At 59.0% G+C, this 12890-nt stretch carries 10 protein-coding genes; 6 read left to right on the top strand and 4 right to left on the bottom strand.

Annotated elements, in window-relative coordinates; translation table 11 throughout:
* Positions 1-361: 361 nt before the first annotated feature.
* From J3U88_RS12620 to fabD, 4 genes are read right to left on the bottom strand one after another with little or no spacing between them, the layout of a single operon-like run.
* Positions 362-1690 carry a metallophosphoesterase gene (locus J3U88_RS12620; protein WP_207859125.1) on the bottom strand — a complete coding sequence of 443 codons (1329 nt, stop codon included), beginning with the start codon at positions 1688-1690 and terminating at the stop codon, positions 362-364.
* A 33-nt stretch (positions 1691-1723) separates the two neighbouring features.
* A complete protein-coding gene (locus J3U88_RS12615; RefSeq protein WP_207859124.1) occupies positions 1724-2956 on the bottom strand; it encodes a beta-ketoacyl synthase N-terminal-like domain-containing protein in 1233 nt (410 codons plus the stop codon).
* Positions 2934-3182 (bottom strand): acyl carrier protein, encoded by a 249-nt coding sequence (locus tag J3U88_RS12610; protein WP_207859123.1) that lies wholly within the window; start codon positions 3180-3182, stop codon positions 2934-2936. The genes J3U88_RS12615 and J3U88_RS12610 overlap by 23 nt, the downstream gene beginning before the upstream one ends.
* Before the next feature lie 34 nt (positions 3183-3216).
* Positions 3217-5754, bottom strand: a complete 2538-nt coding sequence (gene fabD / locus J3U88_RS12605) for an ACP S-malonyltransferase (RefSeq protein ID WP_207859122.1) — start codon at positions 5752-5754, stop codon at positions 3217-3219.
* Positions 5755-6127: 373 nt separating this feature from the next.
* On the opposite strand from fabD, the gene J3U88_RS12600 reads away from it, so the two are divergent.
* From J3U88_RS12600 to J3U88_RS12575, 6 genes are read left to right on the top strand one after another with little or no spacing between them, the layout of a single operon-like run.
* Complete coding sequence (locus tag J3U88_RS12600) at positions 6128-8269, top strand: ABC transporter ATP-binding protein/permease (RefSeq protein WP_207859121.1); 2142 nt, start codon at positions 6128-6130, stop codon at positions 8267-8269.
* Positions 8266-9537: a hydroxymethylglutaryl-CoA synthase gene (locus J3U88_RS12595; RefSeq protein ID WP_207859120.1), complete on the top strand. Its 1272-nt coding sequence runs from the start codon at positions 8266-8268 to the stop codon at positions 9535-9537. The genes J3U88_RS12600 and J3U88_RS12595 overlap by 4 nt, the downstream gene beginning before the upstream one ends.
* Positions 9525-10325, top strand: coding sequence for an enoyl-CoA hydratase/isomerase (locus J3U88_RS12590; RefSeq protein ID WP_207859119.1), 801 nt, complete (start codon positions 9525-9527; stop codon positions 10323-10325). Before J3U88_RS12595 ends, J3U88_RS12590 begins: the two co-directional genes overlap by 13 nt.
* Positions 10312-11055, top strand: coding sequence for a polyketide synthase (locus tag J3U88_RS12585; RefSeq protein WP_207859118.1), 744 nt, complete (start codon positions 10312-10314; stop codon positions 11053-11055). The genes J3U88_RS12590 and J3U88_RS12585 overlap by 14 nt, the downstream gene beginning before the upstream one ends.
* Before the next feature lie 20 nt (positions 11056-11075).
* On the top strand, positions 11076-12197 hold the full coding sequence (locus tag J3U88_RS12580; protein ID WP_207859117.1) for an oxidoreductase family protein: 1122 nt from the start codon (positions 11076-11078) through the stop codon (positions 12195-12197).
* Positions 12194-12889, top strand: a complete 696-nt coding sequence (locus J3U88_RS12575; protein WP_207859116.1) for a phosphotransferase-like protein — start codon at positions 12194-12196, stop codon at positions 12887-12889. The genes J3U88_RS12580 and J3U88_RS12575 overlap by 4 nt, the downstream gene beginning before the upstream one ends.
* The last annotated feature ends 1 nt before the right edge of the window (position 12890 follow it).

Genomic DNA, 12890 nt, shown 5'->3' with positions numbered 1-12890 from the left:
GGAATGAGTGTGTTTCCTACAAGCAAATCTAGCAGGGTGAATCTTCTTGTTCAAACGTTTTCTCGGGCGTTGGGTGTGAAACCGAATTTTTGTGAGGGTTTGCTTTCTTTTGATGATGTTGGTGACTTTTTCCGCCATCGCTCCTCCGTACCTTCTAATCTTGGTGGAACTGTCATTTTTCCTTATACCTAAGAAGCGCTGACGCGGTGGTTTTGACTAAACCTCTGGGCTACAACGTCCTGTGAACATGCTCACCGCACCCAGCGGGCCTGAGCATTTTTGCAGACCCTTGCCGCCCCGAGATTTAGCGAAAATCATCAAGCATCGCCTTGCTTCGGTTCGCACCTTGTCTGGAGCGACCCTACTTCTTGGGCGGGGATTTTGGCTGGAGTTGCTTGTTTTTTACTAAAAAACTTTGGCTGATGCTGCCGTCCAGTTGGTACAAGGTGACCTGCCAACCCGCCGGGGTTGCCTCGGCCATGGCGTAGTTAAAGGCATCCTCGGTGTGGAAATTCTCGGGGGTGACGCCCAAGGTTTTGAGGATGTTTGATTGGGCCAAAACTTCCGGGGTGATTGCCGGCGAGCGTTTGGTGCCGCTGTTGCCGATGATCATCATCGGCGGGCGTCCGTCGGTGAAATTCAAGGCCTCGAACAAGTGAACGTGGCCGCTGAGGAGCAGGCCGATGTGGGGGCTGAACGCGCCCGCGGCGGTTTGTTTGAGCGCCGCTTGCAGTGTTAACTGCAAGGGGAACAGTTCGGTACCTTGTTCCGTTTTTCCCGGCTGGATGCCCCAGATCGGTTCGTGGGTGAGCAGCCAATTTTCGCGGTCGGCGCTCGCCAAGCTGTTGAGGCGGGTGTAACTTGCCGCGTATTGGCCGACCAGTGCTTTTCCTTTGGGGTCGTTGCCCGGGGAGTGGGGGACGTTGGCGCTGTCTTGAACCAACAGGTGTAGGTCGGTGAAGGAAAGGCCGTAGGCTGGGCTGATCATCGGGCATTGATCGGATTGCCAAGGATTGGCCGGGAGCGGGCCGGGATCCAGCAGGTAGAACCAACCACGCCAGGCGCGTGAGCAGCTTTCGTGGTTGCCGCGGATGAATACCCAAGGCGCCGCGGCCAAAAGGTTGCGGGCCGGGGCAAAAAAATCGGCTTCCCAGGCGGGCCAGTTATTGCCGTAGGGACCGGCGCAACCCTTGTTCCCCTCGGGGCAGGGGAACTCTCGGTAGTGGTAGTCACCGAGGTGGATGATTAAGTCGGGTTTTCCCGCCGCAACCGCGTCTGCCACTTGGGCAAAGGGCCAGGGGGTTCCGTAGCCTTTGACGCCGTTGCAGTTTTGCACATCGACAATGCCCTCGATGTTGAGGATGCGGCAGCCGGTATCGCCGATGATGGCGATGCGGCGCGGTTTGCGCTTGACCACCGGCAGCGGTTTGCCTTGGAAGCCGACCGTTTGGGTGTTTTGGGGCAGGTCACATTCACACACCAGCACGTCAAAGTTGGGCGGTGGGTTTTCGCCGCGTGGGGTGAGCGGGTGCGGTTTGCCGTTGACCTGGATCGTGGGGCAGGTTTTTTCGCGGGTAATGACGCGCACGATTTGGCGGTTGTTCGCGCCCATCTCCGTCCAGGCGTAATCGGGGGCGGTGGTGTCAGGGTTGAAGGCCGTCACAAGAAACCAAAAAACGAAACCAAACATGCTGCACTCCTCGTTCCGGGCGGCGCTCAGTGATTAGCCACGCGGATTTTGAAGGCAAACGGCGGTGTTGACGCCGCCGAAGCCGTAACTCAGGCAAAGGGCGTTGTGTACGTTTTGGACGCGTGCCGTCGCGCCGACGAAGTTCAATGCGCCGTTCATCGGTGCGTCGAGATTGCGGGATGGGTGCAGTCGGCCCGCCTCCATCTGTACCAGGGTGGCGGCGATTTCAACCGCGCCGGCGGCGCACAAGCCGTGACCGGTTAGGGATTTGGTGGTGTTCAGCGGCGCGTGTTCCAAGCCGCACTGCAGCAGCGCCTCGCTTTCCGTTTTGTCGCCCAGGGGTGAACCGGTCCCGTGGGGATTGATGTAATCGATTTCGCCCGGCTTCAGGTCGGCCGCCTGGAGGGCTTCGCGGATGACGCGGACTTCACCGTCCGCGTTGGGATTGGGATAGCGGTTGCCGTCCATCACCACCGCCGTGCCGCGCAGCAAACCTCTGGGCGCCGCGCCCCGTTGCGCCGATGTTTCGGCCCGCTCGACCACCAGGGCCGCGCAGTTTTCCCCAAAAATAAAGCCGTCCCGCTGTTCATCAAAAGGGCGACAGGCCTGTTCCGGCGCTTCCGCAAAACGTTCGGAACCCATGGCGCCGGCGGCGCGAAAGCCGGCGCATTCCCAGAAGGACAGGTCCATCAAAGCGCCCACCGCAACGGCAACGTCCACGCGACCCGATGCCACCGCGTCGGCGGCTTGGATGACCGCGAGTTGGCCGGCCGCGGAGGCGCCGCCCAGGGTGTAGGCAAACCCTCGAATCGGAAACAAGTCCGTGCACAGGCCGCACAGATCGCTGTCGAGAAAGGTCATGGCGTAGGTCGGCCGCAGAAAAGCGAGGCGTTCGGCGTATTTCTGTCGGGTTAGGGTCAGTTCGCGCTGTTGCAGGTTGGAACCGCCGATGATCAGGCCGATCCGGCTGGGATCAACGCCGTCCAACCTGGCGTTTTGCCAGGCTTCGTCGAGCGCCGCCAAGGCTGCTTTGCCGGGGAGGGAACAGGCACGCAACACGCGGGCGGGCACCCTCGGGAGGTGAATTTCGCCACATTCCGCGCCCAGGAACGCGCTGTCTTCCGTTTGACGTCCCGGTCGTTGCATGATGGCGAAGCGGTGATCACCGCGCAGCAAACCGGTGCGAAAAGCGTCGATGCCGATACCGATGGGGGAGACGACCCCCATCCCCGAGATGATTAAATCAGACGGCAACGCGCTGTTCATGGATGGCGTCCGCCAGTTCGCCGATGTTTTTGGGACCGTGGAACTTGACGGCGGGCACTTTGAGGTCGAGTGCCTCCAGGGTCATCATCAGGATTTCGGAACGGTCCAGTGAATTGGCGCCCAGGTTGCCCAGGGAATCGCTTCGCTGGAACGCGTGGTCCTCGAGTTCCGGGATGACTTCGACGGTGTGTTGGGCAATCAGTTTGAAAATAGCGTCACTGCTCATGGGGTTCTCCTTGGGAGCGGGCACAGGATTTAAGTCAGTTTTTGTGGGCCATCGTGTTGTAGCGTTGGTTCAGAATTTCGGCCGCGCCGGTCATGATTTTCTCGGCGATCTGGTCAACATGCCGGTTTCGCCAATCTTCCAGCGGGCTGCCTTTGACCCACTGGTTAAAGGCGCCGAGGGCCGGGCCGGTGTGGATCTGGTAATCGACCTTGCTTGCCGAAACACCTTCCTGCGCGAGCCGGGATGCGTAGCTGAAGTACCAGCGAAAAACCAAACTCATTTTGAATTTGGGGTCGCTGTCGGCCTTGGCGCGGTCGGCCGGTGAAAGCTGTTCGGTGACCTCGCGGAAAACCGCGGCAAAATCCCGTTTGAAATAGCGGCTTTGCAGTTGATCGACCGTTTTGGCGTCCAATTCTTCCAGGGCATGGTGGTGGCGGTATAGGTCGTACAGCTTGCGTGCTCTTGCCGGGAAGAAAACACCTCGTTTGAGTACTTGGACGCGGGTGCCCAATTCAAAAGCTTCACCTGAAGGTGCATAGTCGGTGTCTTGTACGTTCATGTTTTGCAGCAGGTCTTTGGCCTGGTCGCTGGTGGCGGCTTCCACCGTGCATTGGTTGACCGAACCGGTGAGGATGAAGTCGCAACCCAGCATGAACGAGGCGGCCGCCGCCTCGGCGGTGCCGATTCCGCCGGCGGCCCCTATATAAATGTTGCGGTGGTAACCCCGGTGCTGCACCACTTCATTGCGCAGGCGAATCAGGGTGGGCACAACCGCATAGGGCATGCCCTCGTCGGTTTGCCAGGCCGAGTCGGCGGCGACGATGAGGGCGTCGGCCATGGGGACCTCGCGCAGCAGGGCGGCTTGGGCTTCGGTGAGTTTGCCGGCGGCGACCAGACTCTTGACGACGCGTTCGGGGGCCGGGTTTAAGAAGGCGGTTGCGGTTTCGGGTCGGGTGACCTTGGCAAAAATACGACGATCCGACTGAATTCTGCCATGTTCATCGCGGCGTAAGCCGGCCGCGCGGTAGCGGATCAGGGCCGGTGTGATTTGCATGAAGGCGGCGGCTTCGACGACCGGCACCTCCCAGCGCAGAAAAAGATCGACCAGGGTTTCGTTGCGTTCGGGTTGATCGATATCGGCCACAAGGTTGGCGCCGTAGAAACGACCGGCCGAGGTTGTTTTGAGCGCCCGCAAATCTTGTTCGACGCGCTCGGGAGCAAGGTCGGCGGTGCCATAAAACGCGAGGTACCCCGCGCGGGTCATGCGGTTGACCAGTTCGACGGAAGATATACCGCGGTACATGCCGCCGGCGAGATAGGCATGGCGCAGTTGGTATTCAGCGCGAAAGGCGGGATTGCCCAAGGCGTCGGCGCTGAAAAAGGGTTGGATCGGCGGCGCGATGGGTGGCGTTGGGGCCTCGGTTTGGGGTGCCGACCGGCGTTTTTGTGTTGGTGTTTCGGGTGCGGGTGTTGCTGCCGGGGCCTCGGCTTGTTTTTGTTCAGTTCGCTCGTGGGGTGCGGGTATTGCCGCCGGGGATTCGGCTGGGGGTGCGGCCGGCTTTTGTTCCCTTTGCGCGTGGGGTGCGGGTGTTTCCGCCTGGTCCTTGGCTAGGGGCGCGGTTGGGTTTTGATCGGGATGCTCGTGGGGTGCGGGTGGCGGCGTTTCGGCGGCGTGCCGCGCTTCTTCCGCGGCTAACAAGGCGGGATCCAGGGGTTCGGCTGCGCGCATGGTGCGCATCGCCAAGGCTTTGACCACGCTCGACTTGCCGTTGCCGATCTCGACGAGGTTCTTGTGGGTGGCACCTTGGGCCATCAGGTAGCGAATGCTTTCGGTCCATTTGACCGGCGCCGTAATTTGGTCGGTGATGTGTTGCAGCATCCGCGCTTTGCGGTAGGGGCGCGCGGTGACGTTGGAAATGAGTGGCAGGCGCGGTTCGTTCAGGCGAATCTCGCCTACGACCGCGGCAAATTGTTTGCCCGCCTCGGCCATGTAGCGGGTATGAAACGCGCCGCTTACATTGAGCACGCGGTAATGGGTCGCGCCGCCCTCGAGGAATAAAGGTTCGGCTTTGACAATGTCTTGTTTGGGGCCGGAAATGACCAACTGACGGGGACTGTTGTAATTGGCGATCGAAAGGTTGGCGAGGGCCGGGTTTTGGAGCACGGCGGCAACGCCGTCTTCTTCCAAACCGATGACCGCGGCCATGCCGCCGCCGCGGGCTTCGGCCATGAGGGCGCCGCGTTTTTGCACCAACCGCAGTCCCGTTTCGAAATCGATGATGTCCGCGACAAACAAGGCGCTGTACTCGCCCACGCTATGGCCCAACACATAATCGGGTTTTGCTTCCGAACGGATGTGGTCCAGGTAACTCAAGCAGTTAACCGTATAGACCGCGGGCTGGGTGTAGCGCGTCTGTCCCAATTGGTTGTCGGGATCATCCAAGCACAAGGTGCGGATGGAATAACCCAGAACGGCGTCGGCCGCGCGGGTGTATTCGGGAAATGCGTCGAACAGTTCGTCACCCATGCCTTTGCGCTGGGAACCTTGACCGGGAAAAAGAACAATTTTCACGACACCATCCTTCTGAAACCGCGGTGCGCGCATAATCCAAAGAAGACCGGCGTGGCGGCCGCGGTAATCACCAAGCGAGCAATGGAAAATACTGACTTGTATGAAATTATCTTTTATAAAGGACTTTTGCGAAATGTACGTCTTGCTTGCTGGGTGCGCAATCTTAACACAGCGCTCATCGACGGGAAAATCCTTCTTTTGGCAGAATCACCTGTGATAGAATGCAGCTTCTTCAAAGCCCATCCTGCCGAATAACGGACAATCGCGAATCTTTAATTCGTACCGCCCTTATGTTTTCGTCCCGAACTTTTCGCGAGGATAACCGGTTCTTTCTACTGTTCTTCCATCTCTTGCGCAGCGCGAAGGATCACGGATGAAAAGACACAAAACCGTTCAGCCGCTCAGATTACGGTCGGCAATTCAGGGACGAGAACGTTGGGATATTGTCGGCCTGCGGCGTAAGCCGTTTCTTGCCGAACAACTCGAATGGGATCTAAAAAACCACGCGGGCGTTGTGTCGGTTCGCGCCAATCCCGTTACCGGGCGCGTCTTGCTGGTTTACGATCACCACATTGTTACCGATACCGCCGACCTTTTAAGGGACGCGCTTGAGGGATTGGCCAAACGCTGGGCGGGCGAAAGCGCGACACGCGAAGGCGGCGGCCCCTTTGACGAAGCGCCCGCCACCCATCAGGCTGACGAGCACGTGCTTTCGCTGATTCGCTCCGTTGAAGAAAACACCGGGCAACGCTGGAAGGCGACCGGTTTAACCTTATTGAATACCGTGGCCGCGTTGGCGCCGCCTTTGACCCTGGGCCTGATTATGGCCGCCGCGGTTTCGGGTGGGTTACCTGTGTTAACCAACGTGGGGTTATCGCCGGTAGCCCAGGTGGGCTTGTTGGCCGTCGGTTTTGTCGGCGCGAACACGGCCAACACCATTACGGAATACCACGCCAAAACGGCCTGGCAACGCTATGCGGCGGGCATTGAACATGCCTTGCGCGTCAAGGCATTTGCCCATGTGCAACATCTGGATGCGGCCTACCTTGACAATCAAAATACCGGCCAAGTTCTGAGCGTGGTTCACGACGACACGGTGAAAATGCGCGAATTTTTGAGCCATTTGCCCGATTCAACCGTGGATCGGGTGGGGACCTTTGCCGCGGGCAGCGCCTTTTTGTTGGCCATTTCGCCCGTTTCCTTTTTGCTGTCGCTGGTGCCGTTGCCCGTTATTTATTATGTATACCGCCGCTACCACAAAAAAATTGCCGAGGTGTATCGGGACCAGGGGATCAAACAACATGCCGCCCGCAAGCAGTTGTCCGACAGCTTGACCGGTTTGAGCACGATCAAAAGTTTTTCCCGCGAAGAATACGAGCAGTTGCGTCTTGAGGCGCTGAGTCGCGACCTGAAGGAAAGCACGGAAGCGGCTTACGCCGAGGCCATGCGTTACGCGGATATGACCAAATTCGCCATGGTTGCCGGCATCGGGTTGCCGATCATCTACGGCGGCGCCCTGATGCTGTCCGGTCAAATATCGGTGACCGTTTTTATGCTGCAGAGTTTTGTGATGCCCAAGATGGTGGGTGCCATGGGTGGCCTGGATCACGATTACGATCTCTACCAGAGCACGGTCGCGGCCGGCAAACGCCTCTCCGGGATTCTGTCGGTTCAGCCCGCCATTCAGAACGGCTACCGCTTGTTCGAGGCCGAGACCATCCACGGGGACCTGCGTTTTCAAGGTGTCACCTTCGGTTATGCGGGTAACGAACACCTGTTCGAGGATTTCGACCTGCACATACCCGCGCGCTCCTCCGTGGGGCTGGTGGGTACCACCGGCTCGGGGAAATCCACCCTAACCCGGTTGCTGATGCGTTTTTACGAAATTACCAAGGGGCGTATCCTGTTGGACGGCCAGGATATTCGCGAGCTTGAATTCAACGCGCTGCGGGATGTGATCGGCTTGGTCAGTCAAGACGTGTTCCTCTTCCACGGCACCGTTTACGAAAACATCCACTACGGGCGCTTAGACGCCACCCGCGAAGAAGTAATCACCGCCGCGCGTTTGGCCGAGGCATTGACCTTTATCAACGCGTTACCGGATGGGTTCGAAACCATCGTCGGTGAGCGTGGGCAAAAACTGTCCGGTGGTCAGCGGCAGCGGATCGCCATCGCCCGCGTGTTCCTCAAAAACCCGCCGATCCTCATTTTGGACGAGGCCACCTCCTCGGTGGACAACGAAACCGAAGCCGCCATCCAGCATTCCATTGACCAACTGGCCAAGGACCGCACCACCATTGTCATCGCCCACCGCCTGTCCACCGTGCGGCACCTGGATCGGATTCACCTGATCGAGTGCGGCCGTGTTTTGGAAGAAGGCAGTCACGAGGAACTTTTGGCCTTGGATAAGGCCTATGCCGCGCTTTGGAAACGGCAAACCGGGGACGACGCGGCCGCACTTTTTACGGGCGAGAACGAGGACCCTGAAAACCAACCCAACAAGGAGCAGCCGTGATCCCAGCCGGAATTGAGTCGATGAATATTTTTGGTGGCACCGCCTACCTTGATGTGAAGAAGTTGGCGACGCATCGGGAACTGGATACCACCCGTTTTGAGAACCTGTTGATGAAAGAGAAAGCCGTCGCCCTTCCTTACGAGGACCCGGTCACCTTGGGGGTTAACGCCGCCAAACCGATCCTTGACCGCATGAGCGACGCCGAAAAAGAGCGTATTGAGCTGTTGATCACCTGCACCGAATCGGCCTTTGATTTCGGCAAATCGCTGAGCACCTACATGCACGATTACCTCGGGCTCAACCGCAACTGCCGCTTGATGGAACTCAAAAACGCCTGTTATTCCGGGGTGGCCGGCTTACAAATGGCGTTTAACTTTATCCTTTCGCAGACCTCGCCGGGCGCGCGCGCCTTGGTTGTCGCCACCGATCTATCGCGGTTTGCCGTCGACCCCGAAAGCGAGGAAGCCGACGCGCTTAAGGGGAATTGGGCCTTTTCCGAACCCAGTGGTGGTTCCGGCGCGGTGGCCATGTTGGTGAGCGAGCAGCCCTATGTGTTTCGGGTGGATCCAGGCGCTTCCGGTTATTACGCCTATGAAGTGATGGACGCCTGCCGCCCCATGCCGGACGGCGATGCCGGTGACGCCGACCTGTCGCTCTTGTCTTACCTGGACTGTTGCGAAAACGCCTTCCTCGAATACAAAAAGCGGGTTGCCGACGCGGATTATGCCAAAACCTTCGGGTACCTTGCGTTTCACGCGCCCTTCGGCGGCATGGTCAAAGGCGCCCACCGCAAGATGATGCGCACCATGGTGAAAGCCAAGCCACCCGAAATCGAGGCCGATTTTCAACGGCGTGTCATGCCCGGCCTGTCCTATTGCCAAAGGGTCGGCAATATCATGGGCGCCACCGCCGCCTTATCGCTCGCCAGCACCATCGACAACGCATCCTTTTCGTCCCCCCAACGGATCGGCTGTTTCTCCTACGGCTCGGGCTGCTGCTCCGAGTTCTTTAGTGGGGTGGTGACGCCGGAAAGTCGCGAACACCTCAACACCTTTGCCATGGGTAAGCAGTTGGACGACCGCTACGAACTGGACATGGATGAATACGAGGTGTTGCTGCGCGGCAGCGCCGCGGTGAAATTCGGGACCAGCAACGTGGTGTTGGATCCCGATTTGATTCCCGGCGCCCGTAAGGCGCGCGAGGGTTCCGGCAACCTCTTCCTCAAAGAAATACGCAACTACCACCGGATTTACGAATGGGCGTCGTGAGCGATTCCTACCAAACCATTAAATTTCGCAATGACCGCGGTCTGGCCACCCTGCAGTTCCACCGTCCCGAGGCGAACAACACCATCAATGACCAGCTTGTCAGCGAATGTCGTGCGGTTTTAGCGGAGTTTGGTTCGCAGATCCGGGTGCTGGTCATCGAAGGGTTGCCCGAGGTGTTTTGTTTCGGGGCCGACTTTAAAGCCATCCACCAGGCCGGCTCGGATCCGGCCGCCTCGGATGGAACCCGTAGTGCCGAGGACCTTTACGACCTTTGGTTGGATCTGGCTCAGGGGCCCTATGTAACCGTGGCCCATGTACGCGGCAAAGCCAACGCGGGCGGGATGGGTTTTGTGGCCGCTTGTGACATCGTGTTGGCCGATGAGACCGCGGCCTTCAGCTTGTCCGAACTGTTGTTTGGCTTGTTTCCCGCCTGTGTGCTCCCGTTCCTGATCCGCAAGATCGGCAAACAAAAGGCCCATTACATGACCCTCATGACGGTGCCCGTTCAGGTAGGCGAGGCCCATCGCTGGGGTTTGGTTGACGCTTACGCCGCCAATAGCGACGACCTGTTGCGCCGCCACATGTTGCGCTTGCGGCGTCTTTCCAAATCCGGCATTCAGCGCTACAAAACCTATTTGGCCTCGCTGGAAAACGACCTCGCCGCCCAGCGCGACAAAGCCGTTGTCGGTAACCGCGCCGTCTTCAACGATCCCGAGAACTTGGAAAAGATCGCGCGTTTTGTCGAGACCGGTCAGTTTCCTTGGGAGGGCGGCCATGGCGGTCGTTGATCTCGCCGAGGCGGCGCCGGGGATCCTCGTGTTAACCATGCAGGATCGCGTTAACAAAAATGCCTTCACCGATGAGATGACCTTGGCACTGTTGGACGCCTTTGAAACCATTGCCGCCGAGGAGCAGGCCAAGGTGGTGGTGCTCACCGGGTTCGATAGTTACTTCTCGACCGGGGGCGATCAATCCGCCTTGTTGCGGCTTCACGAGGGCGAGGGCAACTTCGCCACCACCAGCCTTTACAGCTTGGCGCTGGACTGTCGGATCCCCGTCATTTCCGCGATGCAGGGCCACGGTATCGGCGGTGGTTTTGTGATCGGTCTGTTCGCCGACATGGTGTTTTTGAGTCGGGAAAGCGTCTACACCACCAACTTCATGAAGTACGGATTTACGCCGGGCATGGGTGCCACCTACATGGTCCCGCTCAAAATGGGGACCGCGCTCGGCCATGAAATGCTGATGACCGCCCGCAATTACCGCGGCGAGGAATTGAAACAACGGGGCGTGCCTTTTGCGGTGTTGCCCCGTGACCAAGTGTTGCCCGAAGCCGTAAAAGCGGCCCGTCAACTCGCCGAAAAACCGCGTGTTTCGTTGATCACCCTCAAGGATCACCTGGTCGCCGAACAGCGCCGTCGCCTGCCTGAATTTATTCAGGCCGAGGTTGCCATGCACCAAAAGACCTTCCACCAGGATGAGGTCAAAGAAAAGATCCTGTCGTTGTTTGGTCGCTAGGAAAGGGCCGGGAGGAAAACGTGTTTCCAACAGATGTCGAAGCGCTAACCGTCGCATGGCTGAACGGGGTTTTGTCGGACGGATCCGCGGCCGTCATCGATTTTCAGGCTGAAAAGCTGGGGGAACAGGGACGGACCTCCGTGGTTTACGTCTTAACCCTGACCTATGACCGTGCGACCGCGCTGCCGACCAAGGTCGTGGCCAAATTCTCCGCCGGCGAGCAGTACGTCAAAAATGCGGTGCAGGCCCTCAATGTGTTTGAGCGCGAGGTTTTGTTTTATCGGCATTTCGGTGATCAGGCCGGGATTCCCGTGCCCCATTGTTACGCCGCCGAGTATTCCCGCGAAGAAAATGCCTGCGTCCTGCTGCTGGAACTTGTTGTCAACGCCCGGCAACCCGATTTATTTCACGGTACCGTCGCGGAAGTCGCCCTTGCCGTGGAACATTTGGCACCGTTTCACGCCCGTTGGTGGGGCCGTCGCGAACTACCGGGCGATGTTCCCTGTGATTACGACCGGCCCGAGCTGTACGTGGCCGACGTGACCAAGGCGCTGAACAAAATCCCGGAAGAACACCGCGACAACGTGGGGCGCACCGTGATCGAGGTCCTGGAGCTGTGGCTGCAACACCACCGTCAGCTCGCCGCCTATTGCCGAACCTTGCCCTTGACCCTGTGTCACGGTTCGTTTCACCGCCAACAGTTGCTTTTTCCGACAGCTGAAAACGATCCCTTCCGCGTCATCGACTGGCAGAGCACCGGCATGGATTGCGGCCCGATCGATTTGGCACGCCTGATTGTGACCGGTCTTTTGCCCGATGATCGCAAAAAACACGAGGCCCCATTGGTGGCGCGCTACCATGCCTTGCTTTGCGAGCACGGGGTCACCGATGTCAGCTTGGCGCAGGTATGGGAAATGTACCAATTGGGCATCGTGCGCATCCTGGTGTTGCACATCCATGTTTTTGCGCACTTTAGCGTCAAACTCATGATTGAGCACTGGCGCAAGGTGGCGGAGGAGCGCTCGCTCTGGAAGATCCTGTTTCAGTGGCCGCAACAGGCCTTGCTGGAACACGATGTGCCTGCGTTATTGCGGCGTTTGGCGTCCCAGGCTTCGGTGCCCGCCGCGGGAGGTCCATCATGATTCAGGAAGGGACGATCATTCTCATCAACGGGACTTCTTGTTCCGGCAAAACCACCTTGGCGCGTGAGATTCAGGGGGCCGCGCGCAAACCTTATATCGCCACGGGTCACGATGATTTTTTGCCCATGTTTCCCGGTAGCTATGTGGGCATCGACAAAAAAGTTCAGCCCGAGATTGCGCAATGGCCGGAGCCGGGCAGTGCGCGATCTTCGCTAGGGTATGAGGTCCGCGTGACCCAAGAAGGGGAACCGCCCGAGTTCCACTTTTACGCCGGCCCCGCCGGGTGGCGGATGTTGGCCGGCATGCACCGCGCCTTTGCCACCATGGCGCGCGAGGGCAACAACCTCGTCATCGCCGACGTGATGACCGAGGTCCTGTTGTACGACTATTGCGCCGCCCTCAAGGACATCCAGACCGTGTACCTGATCGGCATTAACTGCCCGTTGGACGTGCTGGAACACCGTGAGGCGACCCATGCCAACCGCACCGTCGGCGGGGCGCGCATGCAGTTGGCAAAAATGCGCCGGCCCGGTGAATACGATTTCACCGTTGATTCCGGTCGCGACACGCCGGGCGAATGTGCCCGGCAGGTGCTTGCCTATATCGCCGACAATCCGCCCGCCGCGTTCCCCAGCCTGGCTGAACGTTACGGCGATTTTAAGGTTGATCAATTTCCCGTGGCGTTATGGTAGC

It is taken from the genome of Acanthopleuribacter pedis, assembly GCF_017377855.1.
Lineage (GTDB): Bacteria > Acidobacteriota > Holophagae > Acanthopleuribacterales > Acanthopleuribacteraceae > Acanthopleuribacter > Acanthopleuribacter pedis.
The sequence above is the reverse complement of the archived record's forward strand: the minus strand, read 5'-3'. Positions and strand labels throughout refer to the sequence as shown.